Source organism: Methylocaldum gracile (assembly GCF_053646815.1).
Genome location: NZ_CM132196.1, coordinates 972421 through 996012, shown reverse-complemented (window position 1 = coordinate 996012; position 23592 = coordinate 972421). Strand labels below are relative to the sequence as shown.

20 protein-coding genes are annotated in these 23592 nt (G+C 59.1%); 11 read left to right on the top strand and 9 right to left on the bottom strand.

The genetic code is table 11. The features are described from left to right. Positions 1-71: 71 nt before the first annotated feature. From ACWJJK_RS04425 to ACWJJK_RS04395, 7 genes are all read right to left on the bottom strand, one after another. Complete coding sequence (locus ACWJJK_RS04425; RefSeq protein ID WP_166642696.1) at positions 72-1091, bottom strand: trypsin-like serine peptidase; 1020 nt, start codon at positions 1089-1091, stop codon at positions 72-74. A gap of 502 nt (positions 1092-1593) precedes the next feature. Continuing rightward, the gene (locus ACWJJK_RS04420) at positions 1594-2799 is read right to left on the bottom strand and encodes a zinc-dependent alcohol dehydrogenase (protein WP_077731660.1); all 1206 of its coding nucleotides are present in this window, start codon (positions 2797-2799) and stop codon (positions 1594-1596) included. Between the two features lie 212 nt (positions 2800-3011). Beyond that, on the bottom strand, positions 3012-3953 hold the full coding sequence (locus tag ACWJJK_RS04415; RefSeq protein WP_077731659.1) for a Kazal-type serine protease inhibitor family protein: 942 nt from the start codon (positions 3951-3953) through the stop codon (positions 3012-3014). A gap of 434 nt (positions 3954-4387) precedes the next feature. Continuing rightward, complete coding sequence (locus ACWJJK_RS04410) at positions 4388-4882, bottom strand: YchJ family protein (protein ID WP_434114004.1); 495 nt, start codon at positions 4880-4882, stop codon at positions 4388-4390. Positions 4883-5235: 353 nt separating this feature from the next. Next, positions 5236-6465, bottom strand: a complete 1230-nt coding sequence (locus ACWJJK_RS04405) for a hypothetical protein (protein WP_434114006.1) — start codon at positions 6463-6465, stop codon at positions 5236-5238. 15 nt (positions 6466-6480) lie between these two features. Next, positions 6481-7458: an alpha-E domain-containing protein gene (locus ACWJJK_RS04400; RefSeq protein WP_434114008.1), complete on the bottom strand. Its 978-nt coding sequence runs from the start codon at positions 7456-7458 to the stop codon at positions 6481-6483. Next, positions 7443-8903 (bottom strand): circularly permuted type 2 ATP-grasp protein, encoded by a 1461-nt coding sequence (locus ACWJJK_RS04395; protein ID WP_156880733.1) that lies wholly within the window; start codon positions 8901-8903, stop codon positions 7443-7445. Before ACWJJK_RS04395 ends, ACWJJK_RS04400 begins: the two co-directional genes overlap by 16 nt. A 454-nt stretch (positions 8904-9357) precedes the next feature. Between ACWJJK_RS04395 and ACWJJK_RS04390 the strand changes: the two genes are divergently transcribed. From ACWJJK_RS04390 to ACWJJK_RS04340, 11 genes are all read left to right on the top strand, one after another. Next, the gene (locus ACWJJK_RS04390; RefSeq protein ID WP_077731653.1) at positions 9358-10143 is read left to right on the top strand and encodes a peptidase; all 786 of its coding nucleotides are present in this window, start codon (positions 9358-9360) and stop codon (positions 10141-10143) included. A 490-nt stretch (positions 10144-10633) separates the two neighbouring features. Further along, positions 10634-11842, top strand: coding sequence for an SAM-dependent methyltransferase (locus ACWJJK_RS04385; RefSeq protein WP_086132812.1), 1209 nt, complete (start codon positions 10634-10636; stop codon positions 11840-11842). A 153-nt stretch (positions 11843-11995) separates the two neighbouring features. Further along, positions 11996-13276, top strand: coding sequence for a tryptophan 7-halogenase (locus ACWJJK_RS04380; RefSeq protein WP_156880734.1), 1281 nt, complete (start codon positions 11996-11998; stop codon positions 13274-13276). Between the two features lie 23 nt (positions 13277-13299). After that, positions 13300-14370, top strand: coding sequence for a chorismate transformation enzyme, FkbO/Hyg5 family (locus ACWJJK_RS04375; RefSeq protein WP_454128685.1), 1071 nt, complete (start codon positions 13300-13302; stop codon positions 14368-14370). Between the two features lie 53 nt (positions 14371-14423). Further along, the gene (locus tag ACWJJK_RS04370; RefSeq protein ID WP_240502592.1) at positions 14424-14693 is read left to right on the top strand and encodes a phosphopantetheine-binding protein; all 270 of its coding nucleotides are present in this window, start codon (positions 14424-14426) and stop codon (positions 14691-14693) included. A 3-nt stretch (positions 14694-14696) separates the two neighbouring features. Next, positions 14697-15338: a COG4648 family protein gene (locus ACWJJK_RS04365; protein ID WP_077731649.1), complete on the top strand. Its 642-nt coding sequence runs from the start codon at positions 14697-14699 to the stop codon at positions 15336-15338. 40 nt (positions 15339-15378) lie between these two features. Then, positions 15379-15678 (top strand): 3-hydroxyacyl-ACP dehydratase FabZ family protein, encoded by a 300-nt coding sequence (locus ACWJJK_RS04360; protein WP_077731648.1) that lies wholly within the window; start codon positions 15379-15381, stop codon positions 15676-15678. Beyond that, a complete protein-coding gene (locus ACWJJK_RS04355) occupies positions 15675-16670 on the top strand; it encodes an LpxL/LpxP family acyltransferase (RefSeq protein WP_454128684.1) in 996 nt (331 codons plus the stop codon). The genes ACWJJK_RS04360 and ACWJJK_RS04355 overlap by 4 nt, the downstream gene beginning before the upstream one ends. A 936-nt stretch (positions 16671-17606) precedes the next feature. Beyond that, entirely contained in the window at positions 17607-19319 is a 1713-nt protein-coding gene (locus ACWJJK_RS04350) for a PAS domain S-box protein (RefSeq protein ID WP_454128683.1), read from the top strand. After that, positions 19316-19753, top strand: coding sequence for a response regulator (locus ACWJJK_RS04345; RefSeq protein ID WP_086132817.1), 438 nt, complete (start codon positions 19316-19318; stop codon positions 19751-19753). Before ACWJJK_RS04350 ends, ACWJJK_RS04345 begins: the two co-directional genes overlap by 4 nt. Before the next feature lie 7 nt (positions 19754-19760). Next, entirely contained in the window at positions 19761-22226 is a 2466-nt protein-coding gene (locus ACWJJK_RS04340; protein WP_086132818.1) for an EAL domain-containing protein, read from the top strand. Positions 22227-22788: 562 nt separating this feature from the next. Here ACWJJK_RS04340 and ACWJJK_RS04335 read toward each other — a convergent pair. Further along, positions 22789-23013: a hypothetical protein gene (locus ACWJJK_RS04335; protein WP_086132819.1), complete on the bottom strand. Its 225-nt coding sequence runs from the start codon at positions 23011-23013 to the stop codon at positions 22789-22791. Between the two features lie 36 nt (positions 23014-23049). Continuing rightward, the gene (locus tag ACWJJK_RS04330) at positions 23050-23442 is read right to left on the bottom strand and encodes a Rieske (2Fe-2S) protein (protein ID WP_077731688.1); all 393 of its coding nucleotides are present in this window, start codon (positions 23440-23442) and stop codon (positions 23050-23052) included. Positions 23443-23592 lie beyond the last annotated feature (150 nt).

Below are 23592 nucleotides of genomic sequence, written 5' to 3'. Positions count from 1 at the left end.
CGGTCCATTTTGTATCTGCGTACGTCCTGCGTAACAAACCGAGGTAACGAAAACAGCCAAACCACACCGCTCTATCGGGTTTCCGTGGTTCCGCTCCCGGCGAAGCCATGCGCCGACCCCGCCACCGGTATTTCGCGGATATCCGCATCCAGGCGGCGCGCCTCTTCGATCCGCGCCCTCGCCTCACGGGTGTCCAGGCGCACGCCGTACGCCACGTAGGCGAGGTCGGAAAGCGGCGCGCGGCTCCCCTGAAAGAAAGGCCATTGCTTGTTCTTGCGGTAGAAGGTTTCCACAAAACTGGTGATGGCCAAGAGCGAAGCATTCCCCTGCGGATCGGAAGCGATCCACGGACCGCCGGAATCGCCGCGCGTAGGCATGGGCTCGTCGACCGAATAAGCCCCTTGAGCATCCAATCGGTTGACCGCCAGCAGGGTGGAAAGCGAAGACACCGATGATTCCTTGGATTCGAACTGCGCCCGGAACTGCAGGTGAAGTATGGGATCCAGATCCTCGTATCGCTTCGGCACGAACTCATAGAAACTGCTCGTCAAATCGAAGACGCGCTTCTCGGCACAGCGGGGACCATCGATTTCCGTTTCCCGGTAACCATAACCGAAGCCACAGATCAGGGCCTTATCGGGAGTATTCCCGGTCGTGATCGGCAATGGCCGCAGCGCGTCCCCGACATCCGCGTCGAAAATCAGAATGGCGATATCCTCGGCGATGTTCTCCTGCACGACGCCGAAATTCGGATACACCGCCGCGCGCAGCCTGGCATTCGATACCGTTGCGGAAGGAGCGGCCTGCAAGCGGACCGCCGGCAATTTAAGCGGTCCCTCCAGACGTACGTCGCGCAGACAATGTGCAGCCGTGATCAAAGTCAGCGGGCGCGTGCCGAGTACCGCGGAACTGCAAGCACCGTTCCCACTTTTCCAGACCCGCCGGTACTCATCCCAGTGATGTAGTTCGATCGTCAGCGGCAGGGTCGATTCCCGGCCGATCGGCAACGGTTCGCCGTGGATGAGCGCAAAGACGCGCCCGGCCGACAGAACGGCCACAATAACCGCAAACGCCAGCACAACGATGTTCATGCAGACAGTCCTGTGATCTCTCCCTATTTCTCTGACAGCGCAATTCAGCACTGATTCTGCCCGGATCATCCGTTCGCATCCAATCCTCTTCCCGGGCCCGATCAGGCCGTCACATTTCAATGGTAGCGATACTGCACAGCGGGGGAAGTTTCAATGGGAAAACAAGCTTTCGAAAATGCGGTTGAGTTAAGGAAGCTCTGATTAAGTCCTTCGACAGGCGCAGGACGAACGGTAACGTATTGGTTCCGTTCGCGGTGAGCCCTTCGGCTTCGCTCAGGACAGGCCCTTCGACTCGGCTCAGGACAGGCTTGTCGAACGCTCTCCTGAGCCTGCCCTGAGCCTGTCGAAGGGGCATGAACGGATTCCACTTGTTCAGAGCTTCCTTAAAACATCAATCTCTCTATCACGAGTATGAGAGTGGACCGGCAGAGGGAATCAATTCGGATGCCTTGAGTTACGGAAGGTGTAATGCCGTATGGGATATAAAACCCGCCCGTGAACCTCAAACCAGTTCGACCTTCAGCCAGCCGGGTCGATGCTCGTCGAATGCCTGATAGGCTTCGATGACTGAAGTCAAAGGCTCGGTTTGGGTCAGGATCTCGGTCGGATCGATGACTCCGCTCCGAACCAGGTCGATCAGCATGGGAATGTACTGGCGATGATTGCAGTTCCCCATCTTCAGGGTGAGATTCTTGTTCATCGCCATGCCGATCGGGAAGAAACGGTCGGATGGCGGATAAACGCCGATGATCGACAATGTTCCGGCCTTGGCCAGAGCCTGAACGGCCCAGGTCAAAACCAGGGACGGGCTGTCGCCGTGATGCCAGCGAATCCCGGCCTGCTGGGCTTCCGGCGCGATTTCGTTCAGTTCCTGGTCGAACTGGGCCTTTTGCTCATCGGCCTTTTGCGCGGCCGGCCCATGATGGGGACGCTCGGCATCCACGCCCACCGCATCGATGGCGCGGTCCACGCCAATCCCGCCGGTCAGATCGCGGATAGTCTGCACCGGATCTTCGAGATCGAAATTGATGACCTCCGCACCCTGATTGCGTGCCATCTCGAGACGAGAGGGTTCGTTGTCCACGGCCAGGACCCGGCCGGCGCCCTGAAGCTTGGCGCAAGTGATTGAGAATTGCCCGACCGGTCCGCACCCGAAGACGGCTACGGTATCGCCGGGTTTGATCTCCGCCAGTTCCGCGCCGAAGTACGCCGTCGGCAGAATGTCCGAGATGAGTATGGCCTCATCGTCGGTGATGTCGTCCGGCAGCTTGACCAGCCCGACATTGGCGAACGGGATGCGCGCCTTTTCCGCCTGCAATCCGTTCAGGCCGCCGGCGATCGCCGGACCGCCGAAAAAGGTCGTGCCGCCCAGAAGACCGTTGGGATTGGCGTTGTCGCACTGGGCGTAGTAGCCCGCTCGGCAATAGGAGCAATAGCCGCAGGCAACGGTCGACGGCACCACCACCCGATCGCCTTCCCTGAGATTCCGAACGTTCGATCCCAGAGATTCGACGACGCCGACGGCCTCGTGTCCCAGTACGGTGCCGGGTTTGAGCCCGCCCAAGGTGCCGCGCACCATGTGCAGATCGGTTCCGCAAATCGCGCTGGCGGTGATTCGCAAAATAGCGTCTGTAGGATCTTCGATATGCGGCTCGGGGATATCTTCCAGACGAATATCGCCGATTCCGTGAAAAACGACTCCCTTCATTTTTGCCTCCGGTCTTCACCTGGTGGTTTCGGGGCGCCGCGCCAAATCCCAGCGCCCGATCGGGACTCTTCCCCTGGCCTAAAAGCCTGTTTTCCCCGCGAAATACCCGCCCGTTGATTTTTGGTTTGATGCTCGCGCTTCGCCGCAGTTCCCGCCGACTTGCGCCGCCGAGACATTCGCACAGATCGGGCGGCAAATGAATCGAAACCTCCCTAACGCTTGGAAGTCGGCGCCCCGGCCGGTTTCGCGCAGGGGCCGGCGTGATCGAGCTGAACCTGGGCGCGGCGGCGTGCGCAATCGTTGCTGTAGGTTTCGCCGTCGCATCCGCAGACGGGATTGTGCTCGGTCGTGCAGATTTCGGGCGGAACCTCGCAGGTTCCCGATATGCTGGTCGAACCGCATGCATTGGGAGTTCCGATCTCGCAGTATTGGCCGGGCGGACACCGTGCCCCTGTCGTTCCGCCGCAGGCTTGGCCGGTCACCGGCGCCGGGGATTCCATCAGGTAGAATTCGCTCGCGATAAGGGACTTGCTCGTACCGGCCGGGCCGGTCACGGCCTGATGAGTGCCGGCCACCAGTATGCTCCCCTGCTTGAGAGCCTGATATCCGGCATTGACCTTCTCCGGATCGGCGGCGGATGCGAGCAGGTCGACCTCGGCAATCAGAGCCTTGGTCAGCGTATTCAGCCGCTCTTCCTCGATGTGCTCGCAGGGCTCGGTCGGACAAGGGCCATCGACATCCCTCACCCGGTACAGAGCGCCCGCGGGAGATGCCCGTGCCTGGGCCCGCCATGTTTCGTGCACGACCAGAACGCTGTCTTCTCTGTTGGAATCGGTCGCACGCCTCTCGAGAATTCCGCGCACCAGCCCGCGCCCCAAAACGAACTCCTTCTTGAAGTCCTCGTTTTGTTGCGGCACGCCGCCCGTCTCGGAAAAGTCTATCGCGCCGACATAGCATTCCCGGCGCCAAATCCCGTCGGCGCAGCGCGTTCGCGGTTTGTTGACTTCCTTAACGAAAACCTTGTCGCACGTTGGTGCAACGCACTGTCTTGGATCTTGGCGAGCAACCTTGAAGTAGCGGCCTTCGTCTCCATAGATCGGACTGCTTTCCCAGAGACCTATGATCGTCAGCCATAGAGCCAGCTCTTTGATCATTCCTGATCCTCCTTCCGTTCGATTCGATGTCCGCGATACCGATCGTATCAAGGCATCGAGGAAATATCACGACCCCGGAAGGAAGCCGCAAGAAGGCACGATAAACCGGGACAAAAGAAAGGTGTCGCCATTCCCGGCGGCACCCGGTCCAGAGAGGGAGGGGAGAGAATCGGAGATGCTGAATGGTGCGGTCCGATGAGTGGATGTTGATTGGTGGCATCCTGCCGATCACTCACCGGCCGCCGAAACATAAATTGCAATTCATATGCCATGAGCAACGCCAGTTATTGCAGCACTTACCGAAACGCGCGTGGATAAAGGGCGTGAGATGCCTCAGGGAGATGATGGAATTGCCATAGCCTACATTTTCGCCGCGATTGGGGTCGAAAACGCTATCGGAATGACCGTGCTGCGTCGCTAGTGCACGACGGGCGCTATGCCCTGCCCGAGCGTCCGGCCGAGCCGCCGCAGCATTTCTTGTATTTTTTACCGCTGCCGCAGGGACACGGCGCATTGCGAAGGATTTCGCCCTTGTGGGCGATTTTGCCGTGATAATTGATGGTGCCGTCCAGATAGACCCATCGTCCCGCCACCCGGTGAAACCGGCTGACTTCATGGATCAGATAGGTGTCGTCTCCCAACTCGAACTGGGCTTTGAATTCCACGACGCCTCTATCGTCGTTTTCGCCGCCACCTATGGTTCCGACGATCTCTAGACGGGACCAGGTGCGGGTGTCGCCTTCGAAGTCCAAAGACGCCGGCCGCTTGCCGGGGTCCCAGCTCTCCCTGAGATAATCGGCATCGCGCAGCTGGAACGCGGTAAAACGCGAGCGCATCAAGGCTTCAGCAGTGAGCGCAGGAGATTGTCCCGCCAGATAAGGGCCGCAACATTGATCGAAAGGTTTTTCAGAGCCGCAGGGGCAAGTCATAGGGGTATTCACAGGATTCTGCAGAGTGCGGGTTGATCGGCTGAAAGTCGACGAGCGGTGCGCCGAAGTTCGTTTCGGCTCGAATTGTCGAGGGCCGATTCTAACACGGGGACCGTATTACGGCCCGTTCCCCCGCGGAGGCGATAGACAACTTCGTCGGCAAAGGATTGCCGACCTACGAATCGGTACCGCCGTGACGGGTCGACCAACCGCCGGCGTCGGCAAAGGATTGTCGACCTACAACTTGAAAGACGGAAGAGCGATTCTAAAACGGCCAAGTATTGGGCTGCCTTCGTCTCCGCCGATCTTCGCGCCAGGGCAAGCACGAAACCAGCCGCATTCTTACGCCGCGATTAAACGGCCTCGGTCTCCAACGCGCGCAAGTTTTCTTCCACCCCGGCGGCATGAGTCAGCTCGGCGACGTTGTCCTTGGTGAAGAATCCCTGGAAGTCGCCGAAGCGTTGCACGTATTCCACGATCAGGGAGGAATATTCCGAGGCGCTGGAGAAGATTTGCTTGAGTCCTTCCTCCCTGGAGCCGATGACGTCGAGCAGGAATTCCTTGCCGCAATCCCGCAGCGTGCCCACCACGTAATCGATGTTGGCCTTCCCTTCCGTTTCGCCGTCCCGGACAGCGACCGCGAGATGATGAAGCCTCGGGCCGTAGTTGCGGACGAAGGCTTCGGTCGGCGACGGCAGTCTGAGCAGGTGGTTGACGAAATAGGGATGATTCGCGGCGGTGAACACCTTGGCGGGACATTCCAGCTCGTTCGAGTGATGCACGCTCTTGGTGACGTTGGTCGAGGAATTCTGGGAAGCGATGTCGTAAGAGCCCCAGTAGTAATAACTGGTCAAGGTCAGCCATTCGAGGATGGCCGCTTCCCGGTTCTGGCTATAGATGCGGGTGGCGAGGTGGTCGATGGGCAGGAGCAGCGCTTCCAGCCCCAGTTTGACCTGAGCTTCCTTCGCCTCCAGGTAGGCCCTTTGAACGTCGTCGCGAATGGTACTCCGACTCGGGGCATAAACACGGGTGTCCGCTTCCGGCCTCTCCCAATAACCAACGATGTTGTGGGTATAGGGCGACGGCTTGACGATGGCCATGTCGTCGGGCATTTCGAGCTTCTGGATCTGAGCCCGATTGAAGAAGCGGACATCCCTCGACTTCTGCAATGCCACCACTTCGTTCACATCGGTCACCCGAAAAACTTCGCCCATGTAGCGGGAGTTCGGCTTATGCGCGCCGATCGGGTATAGCTCGTTGAGGCTTCGAAAAATGCCTCGCGTCTCGGGGTCCTTGACTTCGCGAATCAGAACGTCGGGAGCGTTCAGGTCGATGCGGAGCACATGGGTGTAATGGCGTTCCGATTCGATCGTCGCGAGATAATGATAAGGCGTCATCAGGCACAGCTCGCCCACGTAGGGAACCGAGTGCCCGGGCTCGACCGCGATCATCATGGCATCGACCTGATGGATCAGCTCGGTAAGCCCGATCCGATCGCGCTGCTCCAGCAGTTTGATCAAGAACTCCTCGAAAAACGGCGAGTTCACCTTGTCGCCATGACGGGGAAAATCGAGCGAAGACATCACGGTCGCTACTCCCTATTCATTGACTACCCGTGTCGTCGAAGTAGTCTGTTGCTGTCGCATATAGAAATAGAAATACTGATTCGACACCGCCACATGAATGGCGCCCAAGTCGGTTTGGACCTGATCCAAATATTCGTGCAGCACGGCAGGCGCCAAACCTTCCCAGCGCAGACCCGTAAGCCGCCGCCAAGTCCGGCGAGTCACTTTCATGACCTCCTTGTGGTTCGGCAGCATGGCCAGACACTCCTCGATTTCCGAGAGGCAGTGACGGACGGTCCGCGGAAAATGGGGATCGAGCAGCAGATAATTCAGCACGGCGTGGCCGCGCACATGCACGTCCACGTGACGGCGGTACATCTGGTAAGCGCTCAGGGCCTTGAGCACGCTCATCCACAACCGCTCCTGCAAAGGCTCCAACGCGCCGCCTTGCCGCGGGAGCAGCACGGCTGCATTGATATCCGCGATGCGCGTGGTCATGTCGGCGCGTTCGATGTTTCTCCCCAGCCTGATGAATTCATAAACCAGGTCGTGGCTCATGCAACTGATCAGCAAGCCGGCCAGCGATTGGTTGCGCTCGATGATGTGATTGAGGACTTCGTAACGCTGCGCCCGATTTTGCGCCGCGCTGGACGCGAACCCTTGGACATAGAGATAAAGCCCGTTCACCCGCTCCCAAAATTCCTTGGGAAGGATTTCCCGGAATGTGCGGCTGTTCTCGCGGGCGCGGCGGATGCTGGATACGATGGCGCTCGGGTTGCGCTCGTCCTGGATCAGGAAGCGCAGGATATTGGATTCGTTCGCCTCTCGGTAATGCTCTTCGAAGAGTTCGTCCAGGCCGACCAACTTGAGCAGGATATCCCAGCCGAACGAGGCGCCTTTGGGGAGATCCAGCAGCACATCGGTCGTGGTGTTGATCAAGCGTGCGGTATTCTCGGCCCGCTCCAGATAACGGGCCATCCAATACAAGTTCTCGGCTACGCGGGATAGCATGCGTCCTCCGTGTCGACGATCCAGGTATCTTTGCTGCCCCCGCCCTGCGATGAATTCACGACCAGGGACCCCGCTTTCAGCGCCACTCGCGTCAGTCCGCCGGTGGTGGCGTAGAGCCGGCTGGATTGCAGTATGAAAGGCCGAAGATCCAGGTGACGGGGAGCGAGGCAATCGCCGACCAGGGTCGGCGCGGTGGAGATACTCAGCGTCGGCTGCGCCATGTAATTGCGCGGATTGGCCCGGATCAGCTCGGCGAATGCCGCACGTTCCTCCGGGCTGGCCCTAGGGCCTATGATCATGCCGTAGCCGCCCGACTCGTTGGCCGGCTTGACCACCAGTTTGTCCAGGTTAGCCAGCACATAAGTCCGCTCTTTTTCGTCCATGCAGAGGTAGCTCGGCACGTTGGGAATGATCGGGTCCTGATCGAGGTAATAGCGGATGATTTTCGGCACGTAGGTGTATACGACCTTGTCGTCCGCCACACCGGAGCCGGGCGCATTGGCAATGCCGACCTTGCCGTTGCGCCAGGCGCGCATCAGGCCCGGAACGCCGAGCGCCGAGTCCGGACGGAAGGCCTCCGGATCCAGAAAATCGTCGTCGATGCGGCGGTAGATCACATCGACCCGCCTGGGGCCGGAAACGGTCTTCATGTAGACCCTGTCATCCGCATCCACCATCAGATCCGAGCCTTCCACCAGGAAGGCGCCCATCTGCTGCGCCAGATAGCTGTGTTCGAAATAAGCCGAGTTGAAAATTCCCGGAGTCAGCACGGCCACCACCGGCCTCTCGCCATCCCTCGGAGAAAGAGCCGCCAGCGCATCGTAGAGCTGAACCGGGTAGTCATCGACCGGCAAGATATCGCAACCCTGAAAAAATTCGGGAAACAGGCGCTTCGTCAATTGTCGGTTTTCCAACATATAAGACACGCCCGACGGCACCCGGAGATTGTCCTCCAGCACGTAGACCGTGCCGTCCTTGTCGCGCACCAAATCGGTACCGCACACATGGGCCCATACGCCAAAACGGGGCGTGATACCTAGGCACTGCGGGCGGAAGTTGCGCGAACCCGCGATCACTTCCAGCGGAAAAACGCCGTCCTTGACGATGCGCTGCTCGTTATAAAGATCGTTGATGAACAAATTCAGAGCCGTAAGCCGTTGCTTCAGCCCCTCCTCGATCCGCATCCATTCGCTTTTCGCCATGACCCGGGGGATGATGTCGAAAGGCCAGGCCCGGTCGATGTTCCCGGCCTCGCTGTACACGGTAAACGTGATGCCCATCGTCATGATGGCCGCATCCACCGACTGCCGGCGGGCTTCCAATTCTCCCGGCTGAAGAGAGTTCAGATAACGGAACAGAGCCCGGGCGGCCGACCGAGGCTGGCCGCCCGGTTCCAGGAGTTCGTCGTAGGCTTCGCTGTTGCGGTAGTCGTGGGAAATGTTCATGAGCGAACGATGATGTTGACGTTTCCGACGAAGCATCCTCCGTGCCAATGGCACAGACGAGCGCTACGGCGCGCCACCGGGCAAGCAAGCGTTTCGCCGTCTGCGTCGATTCCCTGACAAAGCGAATAAGGTGCACGGTTGCAAGCGCCCCGCGCTGTTGTGGTGCGTTCCGTGATCTGGCGTGGTGTTCGGGCGCTCCATCTCTACCGGAGTTGTAGTACTAACGCCTTGTCAGCCTCAGTATGACGGTTGATCGATGATCCCTGAGCAAGAATGGTTTTCGCGTGCGGAAAAAGGTCAGCAACGGGAAAGCAGGTCGGCAATCCTTTGCCGACTCAGGGTTGGGAAGGGATTCCCGATCTACTGAAGCTGTAGTACTAAACGATTTCTTCCTGAAACGTCTGACGATAGAATCGATCGAATACCCATACACTGAGTCCATTCTGACATTGCCATGACGTATTGCCTTTCGATCAACGTGGAACGCGGCCTGGTGTTCTGCTCCGATTCCCGCACCAATGCCGGAATGGACAGCATCGGCACCTATTCGAAAATGCACACTTTCGTGTGGCCGGGAGAGCGGGTTTTTGTCTTGCTCTCCGCCGGCAATCTCGCCACCACCCAGGCGGTGGTGAAAAAGATGTATCGCGATGTCGAGCAGGCCTGGGTACCCAATCTGATGACGGCGACCAACATGTGCGAAGCCGCGGATTACGTCGGCATGATCAGCACCCAGCTACAGCGCCAGCAGGCTAGCCGCGATACCGCCAACACCAGCTTCGAGGCCACCTTCATCTTCGGCGGCCAGCTGGGCCATAGCCCGCCCGAGACCTTCATGATTTACCCGCAGGGCAATTACATTCACGAATCGGGGGAACATCCCTTCCTGCAAATCGGCGAAACCAAATACGGCAAGCCCATCCTGGACCGCATCATCAAGCGGGACATCGGCCTGGAGCGGGCCGCCCGATGCGCCCTGGTCTCCATGAACTCCACCATACGCAGCAACGTGACCGTCGGCCCGCCGGTGGAATTGTTGATCTACGAGCGAGACAGCCTGACCGAAGGCCGCCGGCTGTTCCTCACCGAGGATGATCCTTTCGCCCGGCAGCTTTCCGAGAAATGGAACGAGGGGTTGATTCTCGCTCTGGAAAATCTGCCGAATTTCCCCTGGGAAAACGCCGAATCGCAAACTGCCGACTTTAAGCTCGCCCTGCTCAAGCAGCAACTCGATCTATAGAAACGAACAGGCTTTTCGCTGAACGATGCCGATTGGCGCGTACCCGGTTCCAGCGGTTCGGCATCTGTCGCTTCCCGTTTTGTCTCACTCAGATATAGGGTGGATTAGACGCGCACTGCTACGAGCCATGCCGTCGCTGCCGGACTCTCCGCGCGCCTAACTCACTGATTCCGCGGCCTTGCCCGGTGGACGACGGCGCGTGGAAACACCAAAGGACACCTCGAAAAACCGTCGCGAGCGCCCCGAGTGCTAGGCGCCCGGAGCACAGGAACCGGAGTGTACATGGAGTACATGAGGATTCCGCGCACCGCGCAACGCAGCAATCGAGTCGCGCAGTAGATTTTTCGAGGTGTCCCAAAGGAACTTTTCGGTTCCCTTGCGATGCTCTCCCAACCCGCCCTACGCCGGAAACACGAATCGGAACATTGTTTTTGGCTATATCCTATCCGGGTAGGCTTTTCGTACCGCGGTGAACAAGGAGTGAAAACCGATGGCACTGGAAAAAATACTGCATCAGACCGTAACCGGACTATTGGACCGGCATATCCGGGAAGGCTCTCTCCATCTTCACGTTACAGGCGGTCCGAGCCGCCGCTTCGGAACCGGGCAGCCGGAAGCGCACTGGAATGTTCTAGACCCCTCGGCCCTGCTCCGTCTCTTGTGGGATCCGGAACTTCAATTGGGCGAAACCTATCTCGAAGGCGGTTGGAACGTGGGATCCTCCGAGGCGTTGCCGGCGTTCATGGAGGTCATGATGCGGAATTTCTCCGAACCCGGACCCGCACCCTATCTGCATGTCCGCCGATGGTTGCACCCGCTTGTTAGAACGGGTAACGCCATCGCCCGCAGTTACCGGAATGTGAGCCATCATTACAATCTCGACGAATGGCTGTTCCGACGGTTTCTGGATGAACGCCTGTTTTATTCCTGCGCTTATTTCGAAACGCCCGAGCAGACGCTCGAAGAGGCGCAACTCGCCAAATGCCGGCTCATCGCCCGAAAGCTGCGTCTACAGCCCGGAATGCAGGTCCTCGATATCGGCAGCGGCTGGGGAGGCTTAGCCGTTTACCTCGCGCAAGAAGCCGGCGTCGAAGTAACCGGCGTAACGCTCTCCAGGGAGCAACTCCGAGTGGCGCAAGCCGATGCCGAACGACTCGGACTTCAAGATCAGGTTCGCTTCCATCTTCGAGATTACCGGAAGCACACCGGAGAATATGACCGGATCGTCAGCGTCGGAATGTTCGAACATGTCGGAGCCCGACACTATCCGGCTTTCTTCCGGCAAATGGCGAAACTGCTGAAACCCGACGGCATAGCACTGCTCCATACCATCGGCGCCACCAACAAGGATGGCCCTGCCAACCCATGGATAAAGCGCCACATTTTTCCGGGCAGTTATATCCCTTTGCTTTCCGACGTGTCGCCGGCAATGCAGCGCTCGGGCCTGATTCTGACCGACCTGGAGGTGTTGCGGCTGCATTATGCATATACCCTTCGCGAATGGTTTCGGCGTTTCCAGAACCATAGAGCCGAAGTGGTCGAGCGGATGGGAGAACGCTTCGCCCGCATGTGGGAATTTTATCTGGCGGTATGCGAAGGCTCGTTCCGCTGGCGCGATATGGTGGTTTTTCAACTTCAGCTGGCGAAGCGGCATGGAGCCGTACCGATCACCCGGAACTACCTCGTGACGGATCATTGAGAAAGGCGCGTCCCTGATCGGCCGATCCCGGCCGCGCCGGCGGCCGGGCGGGTCTGCGCCGCCTGTCTTCTGCAAACGTGGCTTGGCAGCACGAATCTTGCCGATTATCCTTATCGGCCTCGGGGGCTGACTTATCAACTCAAGAATTCTCATATGAGCGAATCATGCGATGTGCTGGTCATCGGGGGAGGACCGGCCGGATCGTCGATTGCGGCGTTGCTGGCGGAAAAGAATTGGCGCGTCGTTCTGGCCGAAAAGGATCGACATCCGAGGTTTCACATCGGCGAATCCCTGCTGCCTTTGAGTCTTCCTTACCTGGAACGGCTGGGCGTGCTGAATGAGGTCGAGAAGATCGGTCTTCGCAAGTACGCCGCCGAATTCGATTCCATCTACCACGGCAAGTGCTCCGACTTTCAGTTCGGCGAGGCTCTGGACAAAACTCATCCCTATGCCTTCGAGGTCAAGCGGGCGGAGTTCGATCATATCCTCTTGAAAAACGCCGCCGCCAAGGGCGCGGACGTTCGCGAGGGCTGCCGCGTGACTTCGGTGGAATTCCACGAAGGCCGCGTGGATAAAGTCAGGGCGACCGGTGAAAACGGCCCGGAGCATGTCTGGCAACCGCGCTTCCTGGTCGATGCATCGGGCCGCGACACCTTTTTGGCCGACAGGCTCGGCACCAAGGAGCGCAACAAGAAACACAGCAGCGCGGCTGTTTTCGGCCATTTCGAAGGAGCCGAGCGCAGAAGCGGCCGGGACGAAGGCAATATCAGCATTTACTGGTTCGATCACGGCTGGTTTTGGATGATCCCGCTCAAGGGGGACCTGATGAGCGTTGGCGCCGTCTGCTGGCCTTATTATCTGAAAGGCCGCCAGACACCGGTCGAACAATTCCTGTTCGACACCATCGCCTTATGCCCGCCGGTGCAAGCTCGCCTGAAAAACGCCCGGCTGGTATCGCCCGTAACCGCGACCGGCAATTATTCGTACGCTTCCAAACGGATGAGGGGCAAGAATTACTTGTTGATCGGCGATGCTTTCGCCTTTATCGATCCGGTATTTTCCAGCGGCGTCCATCTCGCGCTGTACGGCGCGATGTCCGGCGCGGAGACCGTGGACGGCATCCTGCGCGAGCCGAAAACCGCGGAAAAACGCCTCAAGCAGTACGAAAAATCGGTGCGCCGCGGGCTGAAGACGTTTTCCTGGTTCATCTACCGCATCACCACACCCGCCATGCGGGACTTGATCATCCATCCTCACAACCGGTTCCGTATCAAGGAAGGCGTCATTTCGCTGCTTGCCGGCGACCTGTTCCGGAACACCCCGATCGCGCCCAAACTCTTGATGTTCAAGGTTATTTATTATTTGAAAAGCCTGTTCGACCCGATCAATAACTACGCGGCCCATAAGCGCAGACGCCAAAACATCGCATCCTGAAGCTCGTCTCATATACGCCCGACATGAATTTGCCAGCACGAATGGGCTCTTTCGATCCGAGCCTGGGCGTTACGCAACAGCGTTCCGCCAGGCTTGATCCGCCCGTTTATCTCACCCTGTTTCCTGCCGAAGCCCTGAGCGGTCTGACGAACACGAAGCCAGCCTCCGTGCTCGGAATCATCGGCTTCGATGGCTTTTCCGAATCCGGTACAGACACGCCGTACCCGGTCCTGACGCTGCCCATGAGCAGCTTGGACGAACAAAAGCTTTGCGAAGTCTGGCTCAGCCCACAGCCGGCACGCTACGGAGAACATCAGGGGATACGCTACGCCTGCAACGGCGATATTCTGTTCGGCTGCTTTTATTTGCCCGAACAGGAGCAGGATTCGGTGGAAGCCCGGACTTACCGGACGTACTGCCGGATACTGGATCTGATCCGCGTCTCCGGCTATACCCATCTCATCCGCATGTGGAACTATCTTCCGCGGATCAACGGCGAATACCTTGGGCTCGAAAACTATCAGCGCTTTTGCCTGGGGCGGCACCAAGCCTTCGCCGAAGCCGATTACGTGTTCGACCGGGATTTGCCCGCCGCCAGCGCGATCGGGACCGGGGCAGAAGGGCTGCGGATCTATTTCATCGCCTCCCGCGCGCCAGGACGCCAGATCGAGAATCCGCGCCAGGTGAGCGCCTATCGATATCCGTTACAATACGGACCGCGCAGCCCGTCGTTTTCGCGCGCGACGCTGACGGAGTTCGGCGGTGAACGCCAGCTTTATCTGTCGGGAACCGCGAGCATCGTAGGGCACGAAACCCTGCATCCCGAGGATGCGGCCGGGCAATTGCGGGAAACGCTGAGCAACATTCAGGCCGTACTAAACGAGCTGGGCCAGTCCCGAATCAAGCTCGAAGAATTGGGGCCAGACAGCATGTTGAAAGTTTATATACGCCATCACGAACATTTCGGCATCGCGAAGCGACTGCTCGCGGAAACCCTAAATCCTTCATGCCCGGTTATCTTTCTACAAGGCGATATTTGCCGCAGAGACCTTTTGCTGGAAATCGAAGGCATTATTCGATTGCCCCGTCCGTAATCCGGTCCAAGGCGATCGGCCTTAATGATCTAACTGTCGAATATCAATAGCTTATGACCACGCAACTGACCCCGATGGAACTGGAACTGGCACGGATGATCGTCGAATCGTTGAATCTCGAAGCCATTCCCGAGCACATCGAGCCGGAAAAACCTCTGTACCGGGACGGGTTGGGACTCGATTCCATAGACCTGCTCGAACTCTCCCTGGTTATCTCCAAAAAATACGGACTTCAGATCAAATCGGACGATCCGGACGTCACTAACATTTTCTCTTCGCTCCGGGCGCTGGCCAGCACCATCGAAAAGCGGCGTTCGAAATAAGGTATGGGGATCAAACCGGCTTTAACCGTGTGCCTGGCGGCGCTGTTTCCGGTTTTTTCCTTTGCCGCCGTCCGTTCGGACATCTCGCCGGTCTGGCTTGGATTCGTCGACTTTCTTCTCTTCACGGCCATCTTGATCGCAATGCGCTTATCGGGCGAAGGCCGGTCGAGCATGATAGGCCGCCTTTGGCCTTTCGCGGTGGGCATCGGCCTCTGCGCGCCGCTCTTTTACCTGAGGCCGGACGCGATGATCTATTTTTCGCCCGTCGGCATCGGCCTGATACTCGCAAGCCTATTCCTGACGACGCTGACTCCGGGACGGGAACCGCTGATTACACGCTTTGCCCGGCTGGAGCGGCGGGGTGTGCTGCCCGACGATTTGCGGATTTACACTCGCAATCTCACCTGGGCCTGGGCGATCTTTTTCTGCCTGTTGGTTCTGGAATCGGTGTTGCTGGCCTTGTTCGCTCCGGTGGAAACCTTTCTCCTATTCACCAACACCGTGAATTATTTCTTCGTCGGCGCGTTTTTCATCACCGAGTACATCTACCGGCGCATCCGCTACCGGCATCACAGCCATCCGTCCATCCTCCACTTGATCGCGACCATCGCCCGCTCGGGCGTAATCTCGGCGCCCAAGAACTGACCGGAATTCCGCCGGGCGAACTCGAACGACAACCAGACCGATGGAGGCACACTTTACCGTTTCATCAGACCACCCTGCCCTGCCCGGTCATTTTCCGGGCAATCCGGTGGTGCCCGGCGTAGTGATTCTGGACGAGATCGCCTGTCTCTGGCTGGCGGGCCATCCAGGCTTTCGCCTCGCCGGCATTCCTGCCGCGAAATTTCTCTCGGTGCTCCGTCCGGGCGAACCGTGCCGGGTGCAATTCGATGATGCGGGAGAAAAATCGGTGAAATTCGACTGCTTCTCGGGCGACCGGCGCATCGCGCAAGGGCGTCTGCTGTTCACCTCAGTCGCACCATGAGCCGCAGCTGGATTAATCAAAAAGAGCGCAGCACCGGCTTCTGGCTGCGAACGATCGTCTGGATCGCCCTGCGGCTCGGGCGGCCGATCGCCCGCGCCCTGCTCTACCCCATCACGGCGTATTTTCTGATTTTCGCCGACCGCGCGCGGCAAGCTTCCGCTGCCTATCTGACACACATCTTCGGTAGACCACCGTCGGGCCGGGAGTTGTTCCGCCACTATCACACTTTCGCCGAAGCTCTGCTCGACAGGGTGTTCGTGTTCGCCGAGCGGGACGAATTCTTTCAAATCCGGATGCACGGATTCGATGTGCTGGAGCGGCTGATAGCGGACAGACAGGGATTCCTCCTGGTCGGCGCCCATGTCGGCAGCTTCGAAATCCTCCGCGGCCTCGGGCTGAGGCACAGGGGGCTTTCCGTCAAGGCGCTGGTTTACGGCGAGAATTCCCCCAAGATCAATGCAATTTTCAGGACGCTGAACCCGGATCTGTTCAAGGACATCATCCCCGTAGGCACGGCGAGCGCCCTTCTGGGGCTGGATGAGCACATCGCTAACGGCGGCGTGGTCGCCTTGCTCGGAGACCGCAGCGTACACGGGGAGAAGCGCGTCCTGTGCCGGTTTCTCGGCGAGGACGCCTGGTTCCCGGCGGCGCCAGTGCTGCTGGCGAACTTGTTCAAGGCTCCGGTGATTCTGTTCTTTTGTCTCCACAAAGGCGGCGCCGATTACGACGTACACTTTGAGCTGCTGGCCGAGCGCATCGAGTGTTCCCGGAAAAACCGCGACGAAAAAATCCGGGCGTTCATGCAGCACTACGCCGACCGGCTGGAACATTACTGCCGCCAGGCGCCTTACAATTGGTTCAATTTTTATGATTTTTGGGATAAGAGCGACAGCACGGACGAGCAGCGTACGTCCGATGCCTTAAGTCCCGAAATGGCCCGGAATTTTGAACCTCGTCGAGCATCCGCCAATCGTGGCTCTCCGGCTTCATAATTCGATCCAGCCCCGATCAGACGGTCGAACCGAAGATCTTGCACTAGAGCGTCTTCATCTCGCTCGTACGGCAAAACAGGCTTGGCGGAAGTCGTTGGCGCCTTCGGCTCGGGTGAACCGATTCAAGCATTCGTCGGCAATCCCTTGCCGGCGAAGACGCTCGGTTGGAGCATGGCGTCGGGAAGGGGCGGCTTCGGCGCTCCAATCGCAAACGGTCATCCCAGGAGCGCTGGGATGACCGTTTGCGATTGGAAGGTCGCGACTAAAGCGACGTTTGCGATTGGAAGGGTCGCGACTAAAGCGACCGTTTGCAATTGGGAAGGGATCCCCGACCTACTCGCCAGTGCTCGTACAGTAGGTTTAAAAATGCACTAGCTGCGCAGCGCTCGCCGGTGAAATGACGGACAGCACGGCGACGCCGCGTCACTCGAACCGCCAAGCCGATGCCATATCAAATCTTCGAGCGCCTGAGGAATTTCTTCCGCGGATGATGTGCCGGCACAAAACCCTCCAGTAGAATTTTTCTCTGTCAAGATAACAATTCACGTTGCGCGAAATTTCCTACTATTTTTATAGTTCTTTAACGGAAAGCGCCGATTCGGTTTTTGTCGAGCAGACGCGAGAAGCCGGGAGCGGACAGCTTGGAAAGCCGCGGGCTGGTCGCTACGTCAAACGTGATAGCACGCCATGTTTCTCAACGGTAAGGTCGGGAATATGATTGGCGCAGCCCGTGGTAACGCTTGGTGCTGCGTTATGGGTTGGGACAACGACTGTTCGACGGCGATAGCGGAGAGAACGCTGGCGCCGACGGCACAATGAACGACTATAAAGAATAACAATGAACGATAATAATTTGGCTCTGCCGCGTGCCGCCGAAGGCTATGCTTTTCCGCAGCCGGACAACCGAAATAGGCCAGGCTTGATCCGATCAGCGATATGAACGCCGAGCCAGACGCTTCGCAGCCGTTAACTCGCATTCCAATCGACGATCCGGACTTCCGGGTCTTATTCGAATCTGCGCCGGGCCTTTATCTTGTGCTGACTCCGGACCTCCGTATCGCAGCCGTCAGCGACGCCTATGCGCGTGCCACGATGACGCAACGGAAGGAGATTATCGGCCGCGATATTTTCGAGGTCTTCCCGGACAACCCCGAGGACCCTGACGCCACTGGCGTACGCAACTTGAGAGCCTCCCTGCAGCGTGTGCTGCGGAACCGTACGGCGGATATCATGGCGGTGCAGAAATACGATATCCGTATACCAGAGGAGGAAGGCGGCGGGTTTGCCGTGCGCTACTGGAGCCCATTCAACTCCCCCGTGCTGAGCGCGGACGGCTCGGTCGCCTACATCATCCACCGAGTGGAGGACGTCACCGAACTCGTCCGGCTCAAACAGCAGGGAGTCGAGCAGAACCGGCTCACCGAGTCGCTGCGTGAACAAGTTTTGCGGATGGAAGCGGAGATTTATGCCCGGGCCAAGGACACGGCCGAGGCGGCACAGCGCGAAAGCGAGGCGCGAGCCCAGCTGATTTTCGATACCTCGCCTTTGGCCATGCTCGTCGTCGATAGCGGCGGACAAATCGTCCAAGTAAACGGGCGTGCCGCCGAGCTCTTCCGCTGCCCGTCCGAAAAGCTGATCGGACGTCCGATGGACGTCCTTATACCCGAACGTTTTCATGTTCGTCATCAGATGCTCGCTTCGGAGTATTTCCGCCATCCGGAGCCGCGCGCCATGGGCAAGGGCCGCGATCTGCACGCTGTCCGGGCCGACGGGGAAGAGTTTCCCTGCGAGGTGAGCTTGGGGCCGGTGGCCATTGGCGGGGAGCTCCATGTGATCGTCAGTGTCGTCGATATCACCCTGCGCAAGCGGGCCGAGGAAGAAATCCGCCTCCTCAATGCCGATCTGGAGCGACGGGTCGAGGAGCGTACGGCCGAACTCCAGGCCGCCAACCAGGAGTTGGAGAGTTTCGCCTACGCCGTCTCTCACGACCTCCGCGCGCCTCTTAGGGCTATGAGCGGATTCAGCCAGGCCTTGATGGAGGATTACGGCGAGCGCCTGGAAGGCGAAGCCCGCGTCTATCTGGATCAAATCATGCTCGCCAGTCGTCGCATGGGCGAACTGATCGACGGCCTGCTCCAGCTTTCGCGCTGCACCCGCGGTGAGTTGGGGCGTGACCCGGTGGATCTTTCGGCGCTTGCGGAACGCATCCTCGCCGAGTTGACTCGTGTGGAACCGGCCCGCCGGGTGGAATGGTGCGTAGAACCGGGCCTTTTCGCTCGGGGCGATGTTCGAATGATCGAAGTGGTTCTGAGAAATCTCATCGGCAACGCCTGGAAATACACCGCCGGCACCGATACGCCGATGATCCGGGTGTATGCCGAGCAAGCCTCTGAAGGCGAGTATCGGCGATTTTATGTGGCAGACAATGGCGCCGGTTTTGACATGGCCCACGCCGGCAAACTGTTTCAGCCGTTCCAGCGGCTGCACCGGCAAGAGGAATTTCCGGGTCTGGGCATAGGCCTGGCCACGGTCCAGCGCATCGTTCATCGTCACGGTGGCACGATTGACGCCGTTTCTGCTCCGGGCCAGGGCGCTACCTTCCGTTTTTCGCTACCGGCCGTGGGCCGCGGAGACGAGGAAATTCGATGAAAGCCAAGACGATTCTGCTGGTGGAGGACAACGCTCAGGACGAAATGCTGACCCTGCGCGCGCTGCGCAGGGTCAATCTGGCCAATCAGGTGGACGTGGTACGCGATGGCCAGCAGGCGCTGGATTATGTGTTCCGGGAGGGCGAATTCGCGACACGCGAAGGTCCCGACTTGCCCACGGTGGTTTTGCTGGATCTCAACCTGCCCAGAATCGGAGGTCTGGAAGTGCTGGAACGGCTGCGTGCCGATCCGCGTACCCGTCTGGTGCCGGTGGTCATCCTCACGTCCTCCGACGAGGAGAGAGACCGCTTGGGCAGCTACGAACACGGTGCCAATAGTTTCGTCCGCAAGCCCCTGGATTTCACCGAATTCGCAGAAACGGTGGCGCGCCTCGGGGTTTACTGGCTAGCCACGAACGAACCGCCATGGGGTTGACGAGACCGTGACCGCGCCGCTAAACCTTCTGGTCATCGAAGATAGCGAGACCGACTTCCTCTTGATTCAGCGCCAGCTGCGGCTTCACGGGTTGACCGCCAGCTGTCGGCGAGTTGTGAGCTGCGGAGAACTGAACCAGGCCCTGGAGGAAGAGAGCTGGGATGCCGTGTTATCCGACTACAGCGTACCCGGCCTGGATTTCGAAGCGAGTCTCAGGCTCATACAGGAACGGCTGCCCGATTTGCCGGTGATCCTGATCTCGGGAAGTATCGGCGAAGAGAGAGCGGTCGAACTCCTGAAACAGGGCGTTTGGGACTTCGTCCTCAAGGACCGTCCGGGCCGTCTCGGGCCGGCCATAGAGCGCAGCTTGCGCGAGATGGAGGAGCGGCGTGTGCGGCATGCCGCCGAAAAGGCCCTGCGCGAGAGCGAACTGCGTTTTCGCCGGATGGCGGAAACGATAGGCGAAGTGTTCTGGCTGAGCGCGCCGGATTTCCAGTCCGTTCTTTACGTGAGCCCCGCATTCGAACAGGTCTGGGGACGACCCTGCGCCGAACTGTATGCGAATCCCAAGCTTTGGCTGGAGGCCGTGCATGCCGAGGATTCCCGGCAAGTCTTGCGTGCCTTGGAAGAGCTGGCCCATGGCCAGCGCTACGACATTCAGTACCGCATCAACCGTCCCGACGGCACGGTGCGCTGGATCAACGACCGCAGCTACGCGCTGTGCGACGATGCCGGCAAGGTCATCCTGACCTCGGGCGTGGCCTCGGACATCACGGAGCAACGCCAGGCGGAGGAGCGGCTGCGTCAGGCGGCCACCGTATTCACCAGCACTCAAGAGGGAGTGATCATTACTGACCTCGATGGCAACATCCTCACGGTCAACCCGGCTTTTACCATGATCACCGAATATACCGAGGCGGAGGTTTCGGGCAAGAACCCGCGCCTTCTGCAATCGGGCCACCATAGCCGCTCGTTCTACCAAGCCATGTGGCACGCCATCCGCACCACCGGCTCCTGGCAGGGGGAACTCTGGAATCGGCGCAAGGGCGGCGAAATCTATCCGGAGTGGCTCAACATCAGCACGGTACGCAACGAGCAAGGCGAGGCGGTCAATTACGTGGGAGTGTTTACCGACATCACCCACCTCAAGCGTTCGGAAACCCAACTGGAATACCTAGCTCATTACGACCCGCTGACCGGCTTGCCCAATCGGCTTTTGCTCCTCTCCCGCCTGAACCATGCCCTGGAGCGCGCCAGGCGTGATAGGAGTCGCGGCGCCGTACTGTTTCTCGACCTTGACCGGTTCAAGAACGTCAACGACAGCTTGGGGCACGCCACCGGCGACGAACTGTTGCAACTCGCCTCGCAGCGCATGCGCGAATGCCTGCGCGAGACCGATACCGTGGCCCGCTTGGGCGGCGACGAATTCGTCGTGGTGCTGGAAGAACTGTCCGATCCCGAGAACGCCGCGAGCGTGGCTCATCACCTGATCGACCGGCTCAGCGCGCCCTTCGTGCTGTCCGGCGGACAGGAGGTTTACATCGGCGCCAGTCTCGGTATCGGCATTTTCCCCGACGACGGCGATGATGCCGATCGGCTCATCCAATACGCGGATGCGGCGCTCTACCAGGCAAAAGACAGCGGTCGAGGGACATATCACTTCTATACCGAGTCGTTGACCACGTCCGCCAACGAGCGGCTCGCTCTGGAAACCCGGCTGCGCCACGCGCTGGACCGGGATGAATTCGTCTTGCACTATCAGCCGCTGGTGACGCTGACGGATGGCCGGATCTTCGGCGTGGAGGCCCTGTTGCGCTGGCAGATTCCCGACCAGGGTCTGCTTTCCCCCAATCGTTTCATTCCCTTGGCGGAAGAAACCGGCCTCATCGTGCCGCTGGGCGAATGGGTACTGCGCACGGCCTGCAGGTGCATGAAAGCCTGGCTGGATGCCGGTCTGCCGCTGGAAATGCTGGCGGTCAATCTCTCGCCGCGCCAGTTCCAGCAGGGCGATCTTCACGAACGCATCCGTGCCATCCTGGCCGAAACCGGCCTGCCGTCCCATCACCTCGAACTGGAAATCACCGAAACCGCCCTCATGGAGGATGGCCCGGAGAACGAGGCCAAACTGGCGGCCCTCAAGGACCTCGGCGTCCGGATTGCGATCGACGACTTCGGTACAGGCTACTCGTCGCTGGCCTATCTGAAGCGCTTCCCCATCGACAAGCTCAAAATCGACCAAAGCTTCATGCGGGACATTCCTCAAGATACGTCCAACATGGAAATCGCCGCCGCCATCATCGCCATGGCGCGGAACCTGAATCTGGAGGTGCTGGCCGAGGGAGTGGAAGCGGAAGCCCAGCTAGCTTTCCTGAAGCGCCACGGCTGCGACGTCGCCCAGGGCTATTTATTCGGCCGCCCGATGACAGCCGATACGATGCAAGCCATTTTGGAAGCGGCCATGGCGAACCGATGAATGGCATTCACTCGCTTATGGGTGCGCTGGAACTGCTCAAAAACTTGGCTAGAGCCGGTTTCTCGGTTTGGTGTAGCGCCCGCTGTTGTAGGTCGGGAATCCTTCCCAATCGCAAACGGTCGCTTTAGTCGCGACCCTTCCCGACAGCAACTGTCCGGCCAGCGGGTTTGTCGGCAACGGATTGCCGACCTACGATTCTTTCGGCTTCCATTTTAGGGGGTGGAGCGGTCTCCCATGCTATGTCGCTATATTGTGGTGAAAAATGCTCTAAAGCCGGTTTCCCGGCGAGGAAGTGTGGTTTCCAGCGAGGCCGAATTCCGGAAAAATTACGGAAACGCTAAAGAAGTTGGTTCAGTTCGTGCCCTTCGTCTGGACGCATGAGGGGAGTCGATGAGCTCACCACGAGCCGAATCAACACCTTACCGTTTGTCCCGATCCTGAAGAAGGACCTGATCAGAGCTTTCTTACCGATGCGTTCACGCCCGCAAGACCACCCGAACGCGCGGACTCTTCGCCGGGAACGTTTTCGGTGAATCGTGTCGATCGCGATCAGCCGATCGGTTCAGCAATAACGGCTGGCATATTCTTGCAGAGCGCCGGGGCCAAGACGCCGGTGCAGTTGTTCGCCCACGCCGAGCATCAGCGCGCGCCAATAAGGAGCATCGCCTTCGGTCGCTGCCGCTTTGCAGCTGCGCGCGTTGTGCAGAGCTTCGAACAATTGATCCACGCTCATCTCCGGCAGGCTCGCCAGAAAAGCGCGAAGCCGGACTTGCTGCTCCGGTGTCATCTCGGATTCCTCACAAAACCGCCGTCCGGAAATTCATCACGCGTCGAGATCCAGGCCGTCTTCTTCGGCTAGTTCCACGCCGGTGACGCAAACATCGCCGTCATCGACGATCAAAGGCACGGCTGTGAGCTGCTTGCCTTGGCAGGGTCCAATGAAACAGTGCCCGCTATCGATGTCGAACTGGGCGTGATGTTGGCCGCAGGTCAGAAAGTTGCCATCTTCATCCATGAACTGCCCCGGTACGGTATCCAGCCGGCTGCCGGCATGAGGGCAGACATTTTCAAATCCAAAAAAACGGTTGCCCTTGCGCGTAATCAGAATCGGCCAGGGTTTTACCTCGCCGGTCTCGGTTCGCACGGCCAGCCAAAAGCCCCGCGCCTGTTCTTCGTCTATTTCCGTCGTACGGCAAACTACAAATAGCTCATTCATATCGCACACCCAAGATTGAGGATCGGACCGAAGCGCCGCGCACAGGATCTCGGCGGACGTTACGCCCATGAGCCATCAAGCAATTCCGGTACCAGGATTAAACCGATACAAACTGCTCGATTTTTCACCATCTCGCGGGCCTTTGCCGAT

Bases quoted from the DNA above. Each gene is read 5' to 3' on its own strand.
- ACWJJK_RS04350 (WP_454128683.1), top strand. From the start codon at position 17,607: ATGAACGCCGAGCCAGACGCTTCGCAGCCGTTAACTCGCATTCCAATC.
- ACWJJK_RS04330 (WP_077731688.1), bottom strand. From the start codon at position 23,442: ATGAATGAGCTATTTGTAGTTTGCCGTACGACGGAAATAGACGAAGAA.
- ACWJJK_RS04425 (WP_166642696.1), bottom strand. From the start codon at position 1,091: ATGAACATCGTTGTGCTGGCGTTTGCGGTTATTGTGGCCGTTCTGTCG.
- ACWJJK_RS04385 (WP_086132812.1), top strand. From the start codon at position 10,634: ATGGCACTGGAAAAAATACTGCATCAGACCGTAACCGGACTATTGGAC.
- ACWJJK_RS04395 (WP_156880733.1), bottom strand. From the start codon at position 8,903: ATGAACATTTCCCACGACTACCGCAACAGCGAAGCCTACGACGAACTC.
- ACWJJK_RS04400 (WP_434114008.1), bottom strand. From the start codon at position 7,458: ATGCTATCCCGCGTAGCCGAGAACTTGTATTGGATGGCCCGTTATCTG.
- ACWJJK_RS04345 (WP_086132817.1), top strand. From the start codon at position 19,316: ATGAAAGCCAAGACGATTCTGCTGGTGGAGGACAACGCTCAGGACGAA.
- ACWJJK_RS04405 (WP_434114006.1), bottom strand. From the start codon at position 6,465: ATGTCTTCGCTCGATTTTCCCCGTCATGGCGACAAGGTGAACTCGCCG.
- ACWJJK_RS04335 (WP_086132819.1), bottom strand. From the start codon at position 23,013: ATGACACCGGAGCAGCAAGTCCGGCTTCGCGCTTTTCTGGCGAGCCTG.
- ACWJJK_RS04360 (WP_077731648.1), top strand. From the start codon at position 15,379: ATGGAGGCACACTTTACCGTTTCATCAGACCACCCTGCCCTGCCCGGT.
- ACWJJK_RS04380 (WP_156880734.1), top strand. From the start codon at position 11,996: ATGAGCGAATCATGCGATGTGCTGGTCATCGGGGGAGGACCGGCCGGA.
- ACWJJK_RS04375 (WP_454128685.1), top strand. From the start codon at position 13,300: ATGAATTTGCCAGCACGAATGGGCTCTTTCGATCCGAGCCTGGGCGTT.
- ACWJJK_RS04415 (WP_077731659.1), bottom strand. From the start codon at position 3,953: ATGATCAAAGAGCTGGCTCTATGGCTGACGATCATAGGTCTCTGGGAA.
- ACWJJK_RS04370 (WP_240502592.1), top strand. From the start codon at position 14,424: ATGACCACGCAACTGACCCCGATGGAACTGGAACTGGCACGGATGATC.
- ACWJJK_RS04390 (WP_077731653.1), top strand. From the start codon at position 9,358: ATGACGTATTGCCTTTCGATCAACGTGGAACGCGGCCTGGTGTTCTGC.
- ACWJJK_RS04355 (WP_454128684.1), top strand. From the start codon at position 15,675: ATGAGCCGCAGCTGGATTAATCAAAAAGAGCGCAGCACCGGCTTCTGG.
- ACWJJK_RS04410 (WP_434114004.1), bottom strand. From the start codon at position 4,882: ATGACTTGCCCCTGCGGCTCTGAAAAACCTTTCGATCAATGTTGCGGC.
- ACWJJK_RS04365 (WP_077731649.1), top strand. From the start codon at position 14,697: ATGGGGATCAAACCGGCTTTAACCGTGTGCCTGGCGGCGCTGTTTCCG.
- ACWJJK_RS04420 (WP_077731660.1), bottom strand. From the start codon at position 2,799: ATGAAGGGAGTCGTTTTTCACGGAATCGGCGATATTCGTCTGGAAGAT.